The organism is Roseburia zhanii (genome assembly GCF_014287635.1).
In the GTDB taxonomy this organism is placed as follows: Bacteria; Bacillota; Clostridia; order Lachnospirales; family Lachnospiraceae; genus Roseburia_B; species Roseburia_B zhanii.
Genome location: NZ_JACOPH010000007.1, coordinates 14,493 through 33,112, shown reverse-complemented (window position 1 = coordinate 33,112; position 18,620 = coordinate 14,493). Strand labels below are relative to the sequence as shown.

At 41.3% G+C, this 18,620-nt stretch carries 16 protein-coding genes; 2 read left to right on the top strand and 14 right to left on the bottom strand.

What is annotated here, in order from left to right:
* Nucleotides 1–91: 91 nt before the first annotated feature.
* On the bottom strand, nt 92–2,860 hold the full coding sequence (locus tag H8S17_RS09290) for a response regulator (protein ID WP_186867105.1): 2,769 nt from the start codon (nt 2,858–2,860) through the stop codon (nt 92–94).
* Between the two features lie 229 nt (nt 2,861–3,089).
* Between H8S17_RS09290 and H8S17_RS09285 the strand changes: the two genes are divergently transcribed.
* Entirely contained in the window at nt 3,090–4,412 is a 1,323-nt protein-coding gene (locus H8S17_RS09285; protein WP_186867104.1) for an MATE family efflux transporter, read from the top strand.
* Here H8S17_RS09285 and H8S17_RS09280 read toward each other — a convergent pair.
* The 7 genes from H8S17_RS09280 to panC form a co-directional block, all read right to left on the bottom strand.
* The gene (locus tag H8S17_RS09280) at nt 4,409–5,749 is read right to left on the bottom strand and encodes an ATP-binding protein (protein ID WP_186867103.1); all 1,341 of its coding nucleotides are present in this window, start codon (nt 5,747–5,749) and stop codon (nt 4,409–4,411) included. The genes H8S17_RS09285 and H8S17_RS09280 overlap by 4 nt on opposite strands.
* A gap of 236 nt (nt 5,750–5,985) precedes the next feature.
* Nucleotides 5,986–7,266 carry a serine--tRNA ligase gene (gene serS / locus H8S17_RS09275; protein WP_186867102.1) on the bottom strand — a complete coding sequence of 427 codons (1,281 nt, stop codon included), beginning with the start codon at nt 7,264–7,266 and terminating at the stop codon, nt 5,986–5,988.
* 241 nt (nt 7,267–7,507) lie between these two features.
* Nucleotides 7,508–7,708, bottom strand: a complete 201-nt coding sequence (locus H8S17_RS09270; RefSeq protein ID WP_186867101.1) for a hypothetical protein — start codon at nt 7,706–7,708, stop codon at nt 7,508–7,510.
* A gap of 109 nt (nt 7,709–7,817) precedes the next feature.
* A complete protein-coding gene (locus H8S17_RS09265; RefSeq protein WP_186867100.1) occupies nt 7,818–8,426 on the bottom strand; it encodes an ECF transporter S component in 609 nt (202 codons plus the stop codon).
* A 30-nt stretch (nt 8,427–8,456) separates the two neighbouring features.
* On the bottom strand, nt 8,457–9,434 hold the full coding sequence (locus H8S17_RS09260) for a bile acid:sodium symporter family protein (protein ID WP_186867099.1): 978 nt from the start codon (nt 9,432–9,434) through the stop codon (nt 8,457–8,459).
* Nucleotides 9,435–9,473: 39 nt separating this feature from the next.
* Nucleotides 9,474–9,869, bottom strand: a complete 396-nt coding sequence (panD, locus tag H8S17_RS09255; RefSeq protein WP_186867098.1) for an aspartate 1-decarboxylase — start codon at nt 9,867–9,869, stop codon at nt 9,474–9,476.
* Nucleotides 9,870–9,884: 15 nt separating this feature from the next.
* The gene (gene panC / locus H8S17_RS09250; protein ID WP_186867097.1) at nt 9,885–10,724 is read right to left on the bottom strand and encodes a pantoate--beta-alanine ligase; all 840 of its coding nucleotides are present in this window, start codon (nt 10,722–10,724) and stop codon (nt 9,885–9,887) included.
* A gap of 444 nt (nt 10,725–11,168) precedes the next feature.
* Between panC and H8S17_RS09245 the strand changes: the two genes are divergently transcribed.
* Nucleotides 11,169–12,620 carry a nicotinate phosphoribosyltransferase gene (locus H8S17_RS09245; RefSeq protein WP_186867096.1) on the top strand — a complete coding sequence of 484 codons (1,452 nt, stop codon included), beginning with the start codon at nt 11,169–11,171 and terminating at the stop codon, nt 12,618–12,620.
* A gap of 41 nt (nt 12,621–12,661) precedes the next feature.
* On the opposite strand, the gene H8S17_RS09240 is transcribed toward H8S17_RS09245, so the two are convergent.
* From H8S17_RS09240 to H8S17_RS09215, 6 genes are all read right to left on the bottom strand, one after another.
* Nucleotides 12,662–14,992 carry a GGDEF domain-containing protein gene (locus H8S17_RS09240; RefSeq protein ID WP_186867095.1) on the bottom strand — a complete coding sequence of 777 codons (2,331 nt, stop codon included), beginning with the start codon at nt 14,990–14,992 and terminating at the stop codon, nt 12,662–12,664.
* Between the two features lie 103 nt (nt 14,993–15,095).
* Nucleotides 15,096–15,818: a SigB/SigF/SigG family RNA polymerase sigma factor gene (locus H8S17_RS09235; protein ID WP_186867094.1), complete on the bottom strand. Its 723-nt coding sequence runs from the start codon at nt 15,816–15,818 to the stop codon at nt 15,096–15,098.
* A gap of 1 nt (nt 15,819) precedes the next feature.
* Nucleotides 15,820–16,260 (bottom strand): anti-sigma F factor, encoded by a 441-nt coding sequence (spoIIAB, locus tag H8S17_RS09230; RefSeq protein ID WP_178052026.1) that lies wholly within the window; start codon nt 16,258–16,260, stop codon nt 15,820–15,822.
* A gap of 68 nt (nt 16,261–16,328) precedes the next feature.
* On the bottom strand, nt 16,329–16,634 hold the full coding sequence (locus H8S17_RS09225; RefSeq protein ID WP_186867093.1) for an anti-sigma factor antagonist: 306 nt from the start codon (nt 16,632–16,634) through the stop codon (nt 16,329–16,331).
* A gap of 195 nt (nt 16,635–16,829) precedes the next feature.
* Nucleotides 16,830–18,344 carry a tetratricopeptide repeat protein gene (locus H8S17_RS09220; RefSeq protein ID WP_186867092.1) on the bottom strand — a complete coding sequence of 505 codons (1,515 nt, stop codon included), beginning with the start codon at nt 18,342–18,344 and terminating at the stop codon, nt 16,830–16,832.
* A gap of 20 nt (nt 18,345–18,364) precedes the next feature.
* Nucleotides 18,365–18,502 (bottom strand): hypothetical protein, encoded by a 138-nt coding sequence (locus H8S17_RS09215; protein WP_178052014.1) that lies wholly within the window; start codon nt 18,500–18,502, stop codon nt 18,365–18,367.
* Nucleotides 18,503–18,620: the final 118 nt, after the last annotated feature.

Sequence of the window (18,620 nt, the reverse complement as noted above, 5' to 3'; positions counted from 1 at the left end):
TACATGGATCAGAGCAGCCGCCTGATCTCTGCTAATAATTTATCTTTCACAGGCGGCTTCATAAGATACCCTGCCGGATGCAGATTTTTGATTACCTCCCTGTCCTTTCTTCCTCTTTTAATATCACAAAATTCTTTAATTTATTTTTGTAACTTCTCCATTCTTCTAAAAATGCAGGCGTTAGTGTGCGAATTTTCTCAACATTATGTTCTTTTGCTGCAAATTCCAAAATTTTTGCCATTCCGGCTAATGGGACTGCACCGATCAGTGCCGCCGAACTTTTCATGCCATGTGCTTTCACACGATATGCCGCAAGTCCGTCATCTTCATCGATCTTCTGATATAAATTTTCTAATTCTTCTGCCGATTCTTCGATCATCAGATAAAATTCCCCGACCGTATATTCTAACAATTCCATATCTGACAAATGCAGCCATGTATAATTCCAGTCAATGCCATCTACAACCGGAAGATCCTCTAGCTCTGAACGCCCTAATTCTTCTTCCCATGATATATCTTCTTCCGGCAACGTATCCTGCAGCAATTCCTCTGGCAGCCATGTAAAGATCATATTTTCCAGCTTGCCCGGTATGACCGGTTTTGAAAGGAAATCATCAAATCCTTCTTTCAGATAATTTTCTTTTGCTCCTGCAACTGCATTTGCAGTCAGTACGATCACCGGTGTATATTTACATGGATAGTCGTCTGTATTCCTCATACGGTGTAATGTTTCGACTCCGTCCATTTCCGGCATCATATGATCTAAAAAGATCAGGTCGAAAGACTGTTGTCTGACCATATCCAGACATTCCTGACCGCTTTCTGCCTCAAATACTTGTACCCGATTTTGTTTGAGCAGATTATGGATCACTTTCCTATTGATTTCATTATCATCTACGATCAGAACCTTTGCATCCGGTGCATAAAATCCGGCTTCATGCACATGATCACGGATCTGTTCGACACGCTCCTTGAAATTACCGACAACGTTCTCGTTTACCACCTGCTGACGCAGGTCAAAGGAAAACTTTGAGCCTTTTGCATAAACGCTCTCCACGCAAAGCCGGCTGCCCATCATATGTAAAAGCTGCGTCGTGATATTCATTCCAAGCCCTGTACCCTCAATGCTCCGGTTCCTTTTTTCCTCAATCCGTTCAAATTCTTCAAACAGCTTCGGAATATCTTCTTTCTTAATTCCGATTCCGGTATCTACTACTTCAAAATGCAGGATCACATCTTCTGCGTCCCGCACACCACTTACGGATAAATGCACACTTCCTTCATTGGTATATTTCACTGCATTTGTCAAAAGATTCGACAAAATCTGACGCAGACGTACATCATCCCCTCTCAATCCCGATGGGAGATCTGCCTCCACAGATACGCTAAACTCCAAGCCTTTTTCCTGTGCCCGCATAAAGATCATATTGACAAGGTCATGGATCACACTACAGAGATCATAATCTGCCATGACAAGTTCCATCTTCCCTGACTCGATCTTAGAGAAATCTAAGATATCATTCACAAGTGACAACAGTGTCTGTCCTGCACTGTAAATATCGGCTGCATATTCCCGTATAAAAGGTTCACCGCTTTCCCGTAAGATCATCTCATCCATGCCGAGTACCGCATGGATCGGTGTACGGATCTCATGTGACATATGTGCTAAAAATCTGCCTTTTGCGGCTGCCCGTTCTTCCACACTGGACGCATAATTTTTAGAAAGTGCAACGATATGGACGATCACCATAGTGATCGAGAAAATGGCTGTTGCCATCCTTCCGTACTTACCCATATCCCCGACTTTAAACAGATAACTCCGTATAATATCCATGATACTGCCTGCGATCATGCAGAATAACGCAAATATCTCTAAACGCAGCCTGACTCCATTCGTCTTCTTCGATGCCTCTAAAAAGCTGGCAACGATAAAAACGCTTGTCAGAAATACCAGCACATGTGAAACGGACACCATTTCCATAAAATCAAAGATATCAAATGCCTGTAAGATAAGCTGTATAAAAATATTTGCACAGATGACCATCAGCAAAAGCTGGTAACGGCGGTTATATTCTCCCATGCGGCTCCGTTCATAATACAGCATCAGAAATAATGGCATTAACATCAGACACATGAATACCAGCATGGAATACAAGGTCTGGTTGCCATAAAAAATACTTAAGATCTTTGTTTCTATAAAATAATAAAATGCCGCATCCAGACAGTACAGACTTAAATAGACCAGCCCCTGCGTACCCTGTCCGGAAATTTTTTCAACGACTGCAAGCAGGATCAAGATGATCGCTGATATCAGTATCAGCACGCAGAATACAATATTCAGCAGATTACTTTTAAGAAGTCCCATGATCGCAATATCTCTGTCTGCGATCGTCATTTTTGTGACCACAGCTGCATAATCTGCATATGGCGATACCATTTCGATCCTGATATTCCCCTGTTTCATATCTGTCGGAATGTCGATAAAATTGACAATACTTCCCGGTGTATGTCCGAACAGCCGCTTGTCTGTCATCCCAAATTCATATACTTCCCTGTCATCGATCCATACCCGCAGCTGTTTATCTGCTGATAAAAAATAAAGTGTCTGGCCTTTATACTCTTGCGGAATCGTATTTTCTAATACGACAGTTTCTCCCGCTTTGCTCTTTCCTATATATGGTAAGGTATGCAGATCCTCTCTCGTGCCATCTTCACGCATCATCACCCAGCCATCATCAAATGCATCCTGTGTTCCCTTTGACAGCGTCATATCTTCAATTTGAAATGCCCATAATTCGAGTACCAGCATAATGATCTGTATCGCTAAGATCAGCCATGCTGCCCGTTGAAAATATTTCATCCTGTTAATAGAATACACCTCTTTCGTACCCTCATCTAGATAGTGCTATATTACCATTTTTCCCGGATATACGTCAATATGTGGTATTGCCATATTCGCTTAATGAGTATATGATGTTACTGTTCACGCAGTTCCCGGCACTTGCTGCTTGGAGTATGCCAGAACGTGATCTTAGGATTTTCAGGATTATTTTACCCCCCTGATACCAAACGAAATGAGGTTAGATTTTATGTATCGTGACTTAACAAAGGGAAACATTTCATGTTCCCTTCTTTTATTTGCCCTCCCGATGATCGCAGGAAATCTGCTGCAGCAGTGCTACAATCTTGCAGATACTTTGATCGTTGGAAGGATATTAGGAAAAGATGCCCTTGCCGCTGTCGGCTCCGCATATACATTGATGACGTTTCTCTGTTCCATTTTTCTTGGTCTTTGCATGGGAGCAGGGGCAGTCATTTCTATTTATCATGGAAAAAAAGATGACACAGCTAAAAAGTTTGCCATCTGTCATGCATTTCTTCTGATCTTTGCTGTCACATTGATCTTAAATATCCTTGTATACATCGGCATCGATCTGATCCTTGCATTTCTGAGGGTGCCTTCTGCGATCTTACAGCCTATGAAAGAGTATTTATTGATCATTTTTGCCGGGATCATTGCAACTTCGCTCTACAACTTTTTTTCCTGTCTGCTGCGTGCACTTGGAAATTCCGTTGTTCCTCTGGTCTTTCTTGCTGTTTCTACTGTATTAAATATCAGCTTAGACCTGCTGTTTATTGCAGTTTTTCCATGGGGGATCAAAGGTGCCGCTGTTGCTACCGTTTTGGCACAATATGTATCTGCTATCGGTATTTTGTTATATACCATTTTCCGCTGTAAAAACCTTCTGCCGTCTAAAAAAGAACTGCATTACGACAAACAGATACTAAAAGAGATCCTCAACCTGTCCTCGCTGACCTGTATCCAGCAGTCAGTGATGAACTTTGGTATTTTAATGGTGCAGGGACTTGTCAACAGCTTTGGACCTGCCATCATGGCTGCCTTTGCTGCCGCAGTCAAGATCGATACGATTGCCTATCTTCCGGCACAGGATTTTGGCAACGCCTATTCTACTTTCATTGCCCAGAATTATGGTGCAAAGCAGTATGACCGGATCAAAAAGGGAACCCGTCAGGCATTTGCTATCAGTATTTCGTTCTGCATCTGTATTTCGATCGTTGTCTTTTTCTTTGCAAAAAATCTGATGCATATTTTTGTTTTACCGGAAGAAACCGAAGTGATTGCTGCCGGCATTTCTTATCTGCGTATCGAAGGTGCTTTTTACTGTGGTATCGGCTGTCTGTTTTTGCTGTATGGTTATTATCGTGCGGTCTGCATGGCAGAAATGTCTGTGATCTTAACAGTCATTTCTCTCGGCATCCGGGTACTGCTTGCCTATCTGTTGGCTGCTTTGATGCATTCTGAGATCGGGATCTGGATGTCTATTCCGATCGGGTGGGTGCTTGCGGATATTACAGGGCTGGTTTATATGAAAAAATCCATGGCAGGTTAGCCTTGTAAATTTTCTAATGCCAGTCCGATCAACCTGTCTGTCTGATCTGCCATAAATAATGGAATATTTAGCAGATCGTTGTCTAACTTTAGATTGTCTAACGAAAATCTCACACGAAGTTTGACTTTATCTGGAAAAAGTTCCTTGAATTTCTTAAGACTTTTACTTGATGTATTTGCTTCCGATTTCACCTCAATAGGAAAAATATCATTTTCCCGCTGGATCAGGAAATCCACCTCATATGGAGGATTGCTCTTAGACCAGTATCTCGGAACTACTTCAAACTGTGTGATCAATGTCTGTAACACAAAATTCTCAGTCAGTGCACCTTTAAACTCCGTAAACAAACGATTCCCTTCTCCAAAAGCTGTAGGTGCTAATTGTGCCAAACGACGCAAAATCCCGACATCAACAAGATAAATCTTAAATGCCAGAAGATCATCATAAGCTGCGATTGGCAGATTAGGAGCTGAACTTCGATAGATTTTATGCACAAGACGGGCATCGACTAACCACTGTAGCGCATCTTCATATTCACGTGCCCTTGCCCCCTCCTTAACAACCTTGTATATAAATTTCTTATTTTCTTTTGCTAACTGGGACGGAATTGACTTCCAGATCATTGAGATCTTCGAAAATTCACTAATATTCGGATGTTTTGCGAAGTCACGCTCATAGGCATCAATAATACCGGACAATGCTTCCTGCATGGCAGGGACATCTCGTGCTTCTGTCCACATCAGCACAGGTTCCGGCATGCCGCCGGTAACATAATACATTTTCAGTTTTTCGTATAGCGGATTAAAAAAAGCATCCGGAATCGGTTCGATAACATTTACGCTCTCTAAATACTGGGCTAAGTTCTGATCTCCGTTCGCAATTAAAAATTCCGAAAAAGTCATCGGATCGATCTGCATAAAATTCACCTTGCCCACCGGAAAAGAGGACGGCTTTGCTAATGTTATTCCAAGCAGGGAGCCGGCACAGGCAATATGATACTGGGGTGCATTTTCACAAAAATACTTCATAGAATTGATAACATTTGGGCAATCCTGCACCTCATCAAAGATAATGAGTGTCTTTTCCGGTACGATCTTCTGTCCGCTCGCAAGCATCAGATTTTGCAGGATACGATCTACATCTTTTGTTGTTTCAAAAAACTGTTTATATTCTTCATTTTCATCAAAGTTAAAATAAGCGGTATTTTCATAGTAACGTGTACCAAATTCTTTTAAAATCCATGTCTTTCCTACCTGCCGCACACCCTTTAGTATCAATGGTTTGCGGTATGATGAATTTTTCCAGTCCAACAATTTTTTCAGAATAAATCGTTCCATAAAATCAGTCCTCACATTTTTATAGTAATTTTAGCATAAAGAAATCACATTATTATTTGTAAATGTGTGTTTAATAATCACATTTTTATTATATTCTAAAATAAAAAAAATACAATCCTAATCTTAAAATCACAGCGATTTTCCTATGGCATATGACAATTTCACAAACAGGGCTTTGTACCATCTCTGCACAAAGCCCTGTCCTTATCTCTAATTATAACTTATTTACTTCTTCTTTACTCAATCTTGGTCTTTCCACCCATATATGGCTGTAATGCCTTTGGAATGTTAACACTTCCATCTGCATTTAAATTGTTCTCTAAAAATGCGATCAGCATACGTGGCGGTGCAACTACTGTATTATTTAATGTATGCGCAAAATACTTATTGCCGTCTTTATCTTTTACGCGGATCTTCAGACGTCTTGCCTGTGCATCTCCTAAATTAGAACAGCTTCCAACCTCGAAATACTTCTTCTGTCTTGGTGACCATGCTTCTACATCACAGGATTTTACTTTCAGATCTGCAAGATCTCCGGAACAGCACTCTAATGTACGAACCGGAATATCTAAGCTGCGGAACAGATCAACGGTATTCTTCCATAAAACATCATACCATTTTTTAGATTCCTCCGGCTTACATACAACGATCATTTCCTGTTTTTCAAACTGATGGATACGGTAAACACCACGTTCTTCAATACCATGGGCACCTTTTTCTTTTCTGAAACATGGAGAATAACTTGTGAGTGTATATGGCAGTTTTTCTTCTTCATGGATCGTATCGATAAATTTACCGATCATGGAATGTTCGGAAGTTCCGATCAGATAAAGATCTTCTCCCTCGATCTTATACATCATGGCATCCATTTCATCAAAACTCATAACACCGGTTACTACGTTGCTTCGGATCATATAAGGCGGAATACAGTAAGTAAAGCCCCTGTCGATCATAAAATCTCTGGCATAGGAAATAACGGCTGAATGTAATCTTGCAATATCTCCCATCAGGTAATAGAAACCATTACCTGCTACTTTTCCGGCTGCATCAAGGTCGATACCGTTAAAACGTTCCATGATCTCTGTATGATATGGGATTTCAAAATCCGGTACCACAGGTTCACCAAATTTCTCGATTTCCACATTACAGCTGTCATCTTTACCAATCGGTACAGATGGGTCGATGATATTTGGAATGGTCATCATGATCTTTGTCACTTTTTCCTGTAACTCTTTTTCCTGTGCTTCTAATTCAGCTAAACGTGTGGCATCTTTCTGTACCTGCTCTTTTAATGCCATGGCTTCGTCTTTTTTGCCCTGTCCCATTAAGGCTCCGATCTGTTTGGAAACGACATTTCTGTTTGCACGAAGCGCATCTGCTTCCTGTTTTGCCTTTCTCGACTGTTCGTCTAACTCGATCACTTCGTCTACTAATGGCAGTTTCTGTTCCTGAAATTTATTTTTGATATTCTGTCTTACGATTTCAGGATTCTCTCTTAAAAATTTCAAATCGATCATTTGTATGTCCCTCATCTTTCTTAAAAATCTGTTTTGTAAATAAAAAAATCCTTTCATCCCACACTTTTTGTGCATGGGACGAAAGGTTATTTCCGCGTTGCCACCCATATTGCCGGTTACACCAGCCTCTTCATTTGGTACGGTAAAGAGTACCAGTCTGTGACTTTCATCACTGGCTCAAAAAGTGGAAAGATTCTTAAACAGTCCGGTTCTCACCATCCACCGGCTCTCTGGTCTGTCGCTAAATCGCAGCTTTTATCATCGCCAATCTGTTGCTATTATACAATGAAACATATCCAGATTCAATCTTTTTATACAAAAAAATATTTCTGATTTCTAAAATATCCAAAACAGCGGTCGTTAAAGAATTTCGTTCTCCCTCCGTTTTCCCTTCTGCTCTGCCTGCCTCAAACTCCTCCTGCATCAATTCTTCGATCATCATAAAGCGTTCCTCCATTTGGTGGGCAGGCTCACCATTTCCTAAAACAATCCCAAACTTTCACTCATCAAAGCCCAGCAATCCATCAGCCTGCCACTAAGCCCCATCTCTCTTACCGGTTCTTAAGTGCCACCTGTAATGCCTTAGAAACTGCACTTCCTAAGATAAAGCATACGATTGCTTCAACAAGTCCGTTCACTCCTACAAATGCTATCACAAATGCAAATGCATTTTTTGCACCCAAAGAAGTTACGATTCCCTGAATGTACTCTGTATTGTAGAAAAAGAGCACTAATGTAGTCATAAAGAAAAATGTATTTAAAAATGGTCCGATCAGACTTGCAAGAAATACAGAAATCTTACGGATTGGCTGTACTTTCTTAAGCCCCTGATAGATCAGTCCTGTCAGAAAACCCATCAAAATACGTGCTGCTACACAGACAACAAATGTTCCAGCCGGATTGATGCTTAAAAGCATTGCACCAAATGCACTCATTCCAAAACACTGGATAAAGCTGGTGATTCCAAATACTGCCCCTAAAACCGCTCCTGCTGCCGGTCCTAATGTGATCGCGCCAACAGTCACCGGAACAACGATCAGAGTGATCTCTAATCCAAATGTCTTGATGTAACCGATCGGTGTAAATGCCATCAATAAGATGATCGCTACTAACAGTGCCATTTCTACAAATTTTGTGGTCGAAAACTTTTTCTTTTCCATGCTCTTTTCCTCTTTCCTTTTCTTTATATTTTATACAGCTTCTGTTGCTGTTTCTGCACCTGTCTGTTCTGCTTTTACTGTCTGTTTCCGATTCCGCAGTCCTGCATAAAGGGTACCGGAAATATTATGCCAGACAGAAAAAATTGCTCCCGGCAGTGTTGCAAGCGGATTTGCTGCAAAATTTGCCGCCGCTAAAGAGATTGCAAGTCCGCTGTTCTGCATGCCAACTTCGATCCCGATAGCCGTCACTTTTGGTTCTTCTAATTTTAACAGTTTTGCCGCAAATGTACCTAGTGCAAGCCCAATGCCATTGTGGATCGCAACAACGATCATCACCAATGCCCCACAGGTGATGATTTTTTCTGCATTACTTCCTACGATTCCGGATATGATCATCACAATCGAGATCACTGATACCATCGGCAGGAAATCGCGGATCGCATCTACCTGTTTCGGGAAAATATGGTATAACAGGATGCCGCCTAAAACCGGCACCAATACTACTTTTACCACAGACAGCATCATGGCTGCAAGTGATACTTCCACCCATGAGCCGCCTAACAGGTACACCAAAAATGGGGTGCATATCGGTGCTAAGATCGTAGATACCATAGTCATTCCAACGGATAACGGTACATCTCCGCCTGCGATATAAGTGATCACATTACTCGCTGTACCTCCCGGACAACAGCCTACTAAGATCACGCCTAATGCCAGATCCGTTGGCAGATGAAAGATTTTTGCCAGTGCAAATGCTGCAAGCGGCATGATCGTATACTGTAACAGACATCCGATGAACAAATCTTTCGGACGCATAAAAACAATCTTAAAGTCTTCTGCTTTGATCGTCAAGCCCATTCCAAACATGGCAACGCCTAAAAAGATCGTCGTATAATTCGTTGCCCATGAAAATCCCTTTGGATAAAAGAATGCGATCACAGAAAAGATAATAATAAATACTGCGATATTAGAGGATAAAAAACTACATAGTTTTTTAATCTGATTCATCTTTATTTTCCTTTTCCTTTCAAAATTTCACGCAGATGATCACGCCTCCATCTGCATCAATACACCATGTTTTTCATAGCGTGTAACCGATGTGATCTGATTATTTTCATCTACAAATACAACTTTTGGCGGATTTTCTTTCACTTCCTGCGGCTGCATCTGTGCATAACTCATAATGATCACTTTATCTCCTGTGGATACCATACGTGCGGCTGCTCCGTTTAAACAGATAATACCGCTTCCTGCTTCTCCTGCGATCACATATGTTTCAAAACGTGCTCCGTTATCCACATCTGCAATCTGTACTTTTTCATATTCTATGATTCCGGCAGCCTCCATCAGGCTTTCATCTATCGTGATACTTCCGACATAATTTAATTCTGCCTGTGTTACGGTTGCACGGTGGATCTTGCTTTTTAACATTTCTAACGTCATATCTATTTTTACCTCTTATACTATAAAGTTATCGATCAATCGTGTCTTTCCGATATAAACAGCCATGGCTACAAGTACCCGTCCTTTGACTTCTTCGACCGTTTCGATACTGTCAGCATCTACCATTTCTACATAATCGATCTTTGCTAACGGTTCTGCTTCAATGATCTGCTTCATCTCCGTCAAGATCACATCTGACTTCTTCTCTCCGTTTTTAACCATTTCTTCTCCATGGAAAATTGCCTTTGAAAGTACTAAGGCTGCCTTTCTTTCCTCTGGACTTAGATAAGTATTTCTGGAACTTTTCGCCAAGCCATCTGCTTCTCTTATAATCGGACAGCCGATGATCTCAATATCCATGTTCAGATCGCGTACCATACGACGGATGACCGCTAACTGCTGCGCATCTTTTTGTCCAAAATATGCCTTATCCGGTGCTACAATGTTGAATAATTTGCTGACTACAGTACAGACACCTCTAAAATGTGTTGGTCTTGTTTTTCCACAAAGTCCTGCGCTGACATGCTCTGTTTCCACATAAGTAGAAAAATCCGGTGCATACATTTCTTCCGGCTCCGGATGAAAGATCAGAGCTGCACCTGCTGCCTCACACAGCTTTTTATCTGCTTCAATATCTCTTGGATAAGTAGAAAGATCTTCATTGACTCCAAACTGGATCGGATTGACAAAATCACTGACAACGACTTTATCATTTTCCAAAACGGCTCTGTCGATCAGACTCTTATGTCCTTCATGCAGATATCCCATCGTTGGCACAAGACCAACGGTAAGTCCCTGTTTTCTCCATTCTTTTACCTGTGCTCTTACTTCTTTGATTGAACCTGTAATTTCCATTTTCGTTTCCTTTCTGGTAAATTCATTTTCCTGATAGACGCAAAGGAACTGATACAAGAGAAAATTGCAACGAATTTTCCAATAAAAAACCCAGACAGGCTGTCTGGGTATATAAAAAACACTGTCATAAAATTGCAGTACAATCGTATGACAATCCATGTTTTGGTACATGATAAGTAAAAATCCCTGCCTTGTATGTGCCGCCCATCCGGTGAGGCCATTGTACATGGATCTTTATTCATTTACTTGTATGTAATACACCAGTACAGTTCCTTTGGATACTGTCCGTCGTTATACTACCATAGGCATTTTAGAATTGCAAGTGATTTGTTGTCTTGACGATTCCGCATCTTGTTTGTATCATAAGGATAAAAATCATCACCGTTCATACACTATCTATGAACCCTGACAAAAAAACAGTCATAGTAAACGAAAGGAGTCCCTATGAGTACATTAAACCTGACTCTGCTGACAGATCTGTATGAACTGACCATGATGCAGGGTTATTATAAAAGCAACTGCAAAGAAGTCGTTGTTTTTGATGCTTTTTACCGGAACAACCCATGTAATGGCGGATATGCCATCTGTGCCGGTTTAGAGCAGATCATCGACTATATCAAAAATCTGCATTTTTCCGAAGATGATATCGAATACTTAAGAAGTCTTCAGATCTTTGAAGAAGATTTTCTCGATCATCTGCGTGATTTTCATTTTACCGGTGACATCTATGCCATTCCGGAAGGCAGTATCATCTTCCCAAGAGAACCTCTTTTAAAGGTGATCGCACCGATCATGGAGGCACAGCTTATCGAAACGGCTGTCTTAAATATCTTAAACCACCAGAGTCTGATCGCAACAAAAGCTGCCCGTGTCTGTTATGCCGCAAATGGAGACGGTGTGATGGAATTCGGACTCCGTCGTGCACAGGGTCCGGATTCCGGTGTTTACGGTGCAAGAGCCGCAGTTATCGGCGGCTGTAAGGGAACTTCAAATGTACTGACCGGTAAATTATTTGATGTTCCTGTCCTTGGCACCCATGCCCACAGCTGGATCATGAGTTTTCCGGATGAATATACTGCATTTAAAACCTATGCTTCTCTCTATCCGTCTGCCTGTATCCTGTTAGTTGACACCTATGATACGTTAAAATCCGGTATTTTGAATGCCATCCGGGTATTTACAGAGATGCGTAATGCCGGTATTCCGCTGACTTACTATGGTATCCGCATGGACAGCGGTGATCTTGCTTATTTGTCTAAGATTGCAAGAAAAATGTTAGATGATGCAGGATTTTCTGATGCTGTGATCTCTGCTTCAAACGATCTCGATGAATATCTGATCGAAAATTTAAAATCGCAGGGTGCAAAGATCAATTCATGGGGTGTCGGTACAAACCTGATCACTGCAAAAGACAATCCTGCTTTTGGCGGTGTATACAAACTTGCTGCCATAAAAAGTGAAGACGGTACATTTCTGCCGAAGATCAAGCTCTCCGAAAATACTGAGAAAGTTACGAATCCGGGGAATAAAACCGTCTACCGTATCTATGATAAGGCAACCGGAAAAATCCGTGCTGATTATATCTGCCTTGCCACAGAAACATTTGATACCGGCAAAGACCTTGTACTTTTCGATCCGAACGAGCCGTGGAAGAAAACACGCTTAACGGGTGGCAGTTATACCATGCGTGAAATGCTCGTTCCGGTATTTAAAAACGGAACGTGTATCTATCCTTCTTATACTGTGATGGAATTACAGGAAATCTGTACAAAAGAAAAAAATACGATCTGGGACGAGAATAAGCGTTTTGTAAATCCGTCTAAGATCTATGTCGACCTTTCAGACAAACTATACCAGATGAAACAGGATCTGCTTCGTGAAATGAGTGTTGTATAATCATCGTTATAAAATATAAAAAACGGCCGCAGAAGCATCTGTTATTTACAGATTGTCCTGCGGCGGTTCTTTTTCGCTTCATATAATAATTCATCTGATTTGTTCATCAGTTCATTGATATCTGTCTGCGGTTCGCAGTAAAATTCCCAGATCCCGGTAGAGATCTCCACATAATATGGAATCTGTCCGTTACTGTTAAATCTCTCTGCCGCCTGTTCAAGCTGTAGTAAAAGTGCATCTTTAAACCCCGGCAGATCAGACAATACCAGTGACACAAATTCATCTCCGCCGATACGTGCAGTGATTGCATCTTTTGGAAGTACCTGTTTTAAACGCTTTGCTGCGCTCTCAATTGCAAAATCACCTGCGGTATGCCCGAAGCTGTCATTGATCTCTTTTAAGTGGTCTAAGTCACAGAAGATCAGATAGGCTTTCCTTCCGTCATTCTGTTCTAAGCATGTCAGTATCCGTTCCATAAATCCCCTGCGGTTTAACAGTCCACTCAGTTCATCATATTCAGAGATAAAACTTAAGATATTATTTTTCTCACTAATCACTTTTAATGATTTCTGTAATTCCTGATAGGACTCCTGTTCCACCCAGTTCAGATCAAGATACCGGAATAACGCACCTAACTGCATACCACAGATCTGCAAAAAGGACATATCTTCCTGTTCCACATCACATAGAAGAATCCCATACTGTTTATCTCCTGAAAACAGGATAAAAGATGTCAGTATCGCCGGATCTGCTGCCTCCGGCAGAAAAGAAGTAAAACCGTTTTTTGCTGTGATATACGGACTTACCTCACTGCTGTAGCAGGCCATCTTCTCCGGCGTGTAATAAGCTGCTAAATACATTTTTTCCGGCAGACGGAATAATGCCTGTTCATCATGCACGACCGGCTTTGCAAACAGATACACATAACAGCTTTTGACTTTCATCATACGGAAACGTTCTAATACCGGACGCATCACTTCCCTTAGATCCCCTCTGCTGCCTTTGCGGTTTAGATCTCTGGTAAAACTCGGCACAAACCATGCTTTCCGGTTCAGCTCTAACATTTCTTTTTCCATTGTCTTATTGATGGAATTATAGATAAACTGCTGGGTTGCACTGATAATATATAAAAGCAGTTCTTTTGCCTTACTATCCGTGACATTCGCTGCTAATACCTGCACAACTTCTGTCACATGCATCAGCAGTCCCTGTCTTGAAATATGCGGATATCCAACAAATTCCTGCAGAACCCCAAGCAGGTCATCCATCACGAAATCTTCCGAAGTTTCTTTTAATACATGTTTTGAAATATAAGCAAAATACCTCTCTAACAAAGCGCAAAAGTGCTCTTTATCTTTCTTATACGGAAGCCCCGAAAATAAAATGGATTCCAAATTTTTGACAGATTTTTCTATGTATGCATCTAAATCTGTTTGTGCTGACAACCCGCCATTCTGAAGGTCTCCGATATGGCATCCACAAGAACCGCGTTTTACGAGCAGTGTCTTTGCTTTTTCCGATCCTACCTGTTCACCTTTATATAAAGCGATTGCCTTTCGCAATGCGGTATAACTAAAATGAAAGCTCCGCTGAGACACACTTGTCAACGGTGGCTGCATCTTTTTTGCCAGATCCACATCATCATAACCGGTTATCGCAATATCCCTTCCTACAACCATGTGACGCTCTTTGCAGACTTTATAACAGCCTTTTGCCATATTATCATTCGCACAGGCGATCGCTTCTAAATCCGGGTTCTCATCTAAGAGTCTGCGGACATGTGTTTCAACTAATTCTGTAAAATTGCCATAGGCGATCATCTTCTCATCTACCATATAGCCGTTTTCCTGCATGACATCTAAATATGCCCGCAGACGCTCCTGTGCCTCAATATTCACTTTCGGTCCGCTTAAGAATGCGATTTTCTTATAACCATGATCTTTGACTAAATGTTCCATACAGGAACGCATTCCGACATAATTATCTGAGATCAGATACGGTACTTTTTCTGTATCGGAAGTATCCTGTATCAGAATATATGGAACTTTGGCATGGCTCTCTAAAAAGGCTTTTTTATCATAATTATGATAATAATAAGAAAGCGACCCTGTTGCGATGATCAGTACATCAAACTGCATATAATGTACATAATCATAGATCGTATCAAACTGATAGTTATAATCTCCATCTAAATTATATGCAAGGATATCTGCGCAATACTGCGGAATCTGAGGTCCAAGCAAAAAAACAATATTCACATTTTCTTCCCGTGCACAGGAATAGAATCCCCTTACTAATTCTACGGTATAATCAGATTCCACATCACCCAGCATGATCCCTATGGTCGGACGGTTTCCTCTTCCTTTTTTCATTGCAAAAATCCCCTTTAAAGACTTTTTCCTATGTTTTCATTATACACACCTGTCCTCTTAATTACAAGAAATGTTTCGAAAGTGATCATATTGTACTACATACTTATTTTTCGCTTGCCTGCCGCATACGAAGCAGGATTTTCCGCTCCATTCTCGATACCTGTACCTGACTGATCCCGAGCCGCCCTGCAATCTGCGTCTGCGTCATATCCTGAAAATACCGCAGTTCGATCAGCTCTTTTTCGGTTTCATCTAATTCCCCTAAAAGCTGTTCGATCAGAAGATGATCCACAAGTTCCTCTGTTTTCTGCACTCCGCTGTCTGATACCTGATCAACTAAATAGAGTTCACTGTCATCAGACTGATATACCGGCTGATAGATGGAAGTTACTTCCCCATTCGCCTCGATCGCTTCAACAATATCTTCCACACTCAGTCCGACTTCCGCAGAGATTTCCTGTAAGGTCGCATCCCTCCCATATTTTTGTGAAAGCATATCCGATGCTTTCTGTATCTTCCATCCATTTTCTTTTAAGGATCTTGACACCTTCATCATACTGCCATCACGCAGGAAACGTTTGATCTCGCCCATGATCATTGGGACTGCATATGTCGAAAACTTCACCTCATAGGCAGTCTCAAACTTATCGATCGCTTTTATCAGACCTATACAGCCAATCTGAAACAGCTCTTCCCTTTCGTGTCCCCGATGCTCAAATCTTCTGACAATGCTCCACACAAGTCCCATGTTGTCGGAGATCAGCTTTTCCCTTGCATCTTTATCCCCCGCGTGTGCCTGCTTAATGAGAGCTGTCACCGCATCCATTCTAATCTACATCTTCCTTTGCTCCAATTTTCTTTTTCATGGTCACTTTTGTCCCGCTGCCAAGGACAGATTCCACTTCCATGTCATCCATAAATGCCTCCATAAAGGCAAATCCCATACCGGAACGTTCTAAATCCGGCTTTGTTGTATAAAAAGGCTGCAATGCCTGCTTGACATCACGCATACCAACGCCCTTATCTTCTACTATGATCGTTGCCGTATCTCCACTGATCTCACAGCTTAGGTATACTTGTCCTTCCCGGTCTTCATATCCATGGATAATGGCATTTGTAACTGCCTCCGATACTGCTGTTTTCACATCTGCGATCTCATCTAAGGTAGGATTTAACTGTGTCAGAAAGGCGGCTACCGCCACCCTTGCAAACCCTTCATTGACTGACTTTGCATCAAATTCTACCTGCATCCTGTTGCTCATGCTTATCTTCCTCCGCCTCTTTCCTATTTTGTTGCTTTGTAACCGTTTTCATTACAGGTCAAATATCGCTGATCTTACGTCACTTTAATGATCTTATGCAGACCGGATACGACAAAAATCTTTTGTATCCGTTCATTTAAGTGTTCTGCAGATACTTCACCCCCACTGTACCCCATATGTTTGCATCTTCCGATCACTACACCGATACCGGAACTGTCCATAAATTCTGTCCCTGCAAAATCAAAAATCAACTTTTGTATATGGTATGCCCCGATCAGAAGATCGGCTTCTTTTTTTAACTGTTCTGCGTTGTGATGATCGACCTCCTTTGGCATTGAGATCCGCATACATCCATCCTTTAACTGATATTTACAATCCATGTGATTCCCTCTCTTTCCATTGAATGTTATATATGATACACGAATTGCTCCGTTGCTTTGCAGCTCCCGCAATTCTGACCTGTTGACCCTTGTATCGAAATACAAAAAAGACGCTAACGCCCATTTTCTTTATGGGTTTAACGTCTTTTGTATAAGCATAACTGCTCTATCGTATTCTATTGATCTGTAACACGCCTACTGTCCCTGTGCCTCCGGCTGCTGATCTGCCGGCTGGTCTGCTGGCTGTTGGTCTGCCCCATCCGGCTGTGCGGCTGCATCCTGTGTATTTGTATTCTCCTGCCGATCCTGTGTTGTCTGTCCTGTTGTCTGTGAAGCGGAAGTATTTTTCTGCTGTGCATTGACATAGGTCTGTGCTACACGCGCACGCTCTGTTCCCGGATACTGCTCTAATACTTTCTGGTAATAGATGACTGCCTGTTCCATATCATCTGCTCTCCGGTAAGCCTGGGCAAGATAATATATTGCATTACCATTCTGGTAGGATTCATCCATTTCCACTACTTTCTTTAACTTCTCAATGGCTGTTGTCTGATCTCCCTTGTTATAGGCACTGTAACCTTCCTGATACATCGAGGCAAGATATTTTTCATTCACCTTTGCATTGACATCATCATAGATTGTCTTTGCCTTATCGCTCAAATCATCCGCAGATACCTTCTCTAATGCGGTTCCTGCTGCATCAATATCATCTGCCACAAATGCCGCATAAGCTGTCAATAACTGCTCATAAGAAGAAAGTTTTGTTTCTACGGTATCAGAAGCCTCTTTGGTATCTTCCATTTCTTTTGTCAGATCATCTACCTTGTTCTGTAAAGAAGATATTGTCTGTTCCTTTGTGGCAATGGTGTCATTTGCTGCTTTCAATGCGGTATTCGCATCACTTTTTGCCTGCTGCTTAATATTCGGAAGGAGTAAAAACATAGAGATTGCTCCACCTAATACGATACCGATCACAATATTGATGATCGTCTGCACTGCAGAATTATCTTTAAAATGTGCCGGCATGATGATCGTTTCATTTCCACTCTGGTAAGAGATCAGATCGTCCTTCTTCTGTTTCTTCGGGTTGGACTCTCTGAGTTCACGATTCGCTTCTTTGAGATAACGCTGCGTCATCGTATTGTTCTCATCGATCTTCGCCGCATTTCTAAGCGACTTCTTTGCCTGCTCATATTTACCGTCCTGCATATAAAGAAGTGCTAATAACTGATGTCCTTTGACTAATTTGGGATTTAAGGACAATACTTTTTTTAGCTGGATAATGGCTAGATCCCTGCTGCCCTGTCTGCAGTATAAAAGTGCCTGATTATACTTCTTGATCGTCTGGTTGATCGTATCTAAACGGGATGGGTTATTCTGTATCTCGCCTAAATACTGCCCTGCAATATTGTTGTGGCTGTGATAATTCTTGCTAATCACCCATTCGCTGAGTGCTGCCACGGTTTCTCCCATCTCAAAATAGACCAGACCTAACAGGTTTCTGGCATCCATATTCATCTTATTCAATTCCAGACTCTTTTTCAGGCTTTCGATCGCTCCTGAAAGATTCCGCACATTTGCACGTTCTAATCCTTCATTATAAAAGCTGTTTGAAGCCATCAGAATCTTCTTATAGATCTTTACATCTGCACCACACTTGCTGCAATAATTTTCTCTGCCAAGTTGTGCCCCACAATTATAACATTCCATATTCTACCTCGCCTGCCTTATCAGTTATGTTTTTCTTTCATCATTTCAAGCAGTATATCTGTCATATCACTTAAGTCGCGGCTGTATATAGCATCCTCTGCTTCTTCTACTTCAAGGCTTGGCTGAAATTTCTTTAATTCTTCTTCAAAATCTATCATCTGAATACCTCCTGTATCTATCCATAACAAAACCACTATACTATATGGTTATTTTTCTTTTACCATTATAATATAGTGGTTCTATTATGCAAGCGAAAAAATATTAAGTTTTTATTAT

Coding starts and splice junctions, on each gene's coding strand:
- H8S17_RS09265 (WP_186867100.1), bottom strand. CDS start 8,426: ATGGAAAAGAAAAAGTTTTCGACCACAAAATTTGTAGAAATGGCACTG.
- H8S17_RS09235 (WP_186867094.1), bottom strand. CDS start 15,818: ATGGATGCGGTGACAGCTCTCATTAAGCAGGCACACGCGGGGGATAAA.
- H8S17_RS09260 (WP_186867099.1), bottom strand. CDS start 9,434: ATGAATCAGATTAAAAAACTATGTAGTTTTTTATCCTCTAATATCGCA.
- H8S17_RS09290 (WP_186867105.1), bottom strand. CDS start 2,860: ATGAAATATTTTCAACGGGCAGCATGGCTGATCTTAGCGATACAGATC.
- serS (WP_186867102.1), bottom strand. CDS start 7,266: ATGATCGATTTGAAATTTTTAAGAGAGAATCCTGAAATCGTAAGACAG.
- H8S17_RS09245 (WP_186867096.1), top strand. CDS start 11,169: ATGAGTACATTAAACCTGACTCTGCTGACAGATCTGTATGAACTGACC.
- panD (WP_186867098.1), bottom strand. CDS start 9,869: ATGACGTTAGAAATGTTAAAAAGCAAGATCCACCGTGCAACCGTAACA.
- panC (WP_186867097.1), bottom strand. CDS start 10,724: ATGGAAATTACAGGTTCAATCAAAGAAGTAAGAGCACAGGTAAAAGAA.
- H8S17_RS09270 (WP_186867101.1), bottom strand. CDS start 7,708: ATGATGATCGAAGAATTGATGCAGGAGGAGTTTGAGGCAGGCAGAGCA.
- H8S17_RS09280 (WP_186867103.1), bottom strand. CDS start 5,749: ATGGAACGATTTATTCTGAAAAAATTGTTGGACTGGAAAAATTCATCA.
- H8S17_RS09285 (WP_186867104.1), top strand. CDS start 3,090: ATGTATCGTGACTTAACAAAGGGAAACATTTCATGTTCCCTTCTTTTA.
- H8S17_RS09215 (WP_178052014.1), bottom strand. CDS start 18,502: ATGATAGATTTTGAAGAAGAATTAAAGAAATTTCAGCCAAGCCTTGAA.
- H8S17_RS09225 (WP_186867093.1), bottom strand. CDS start 16,634: ATGGATTGTAAATATCAGTTAAAGGATGGATGTATGCGGATCTCAATG.
- H8S17_RS09240 (WP_186867095.1), bottom strand. CDS start 14,992: ATGAAAAAAGGAAGAGGAAACCGTCCGACCATAGGGATCATGCTGGGT.
- H8S17_RS09220 (WP_186867092.1), bottom strand. CDS start 18,344: ATGGAATGTTATAATTGTGGGGCACAACTTGGCAGAGAAAATTATTGC.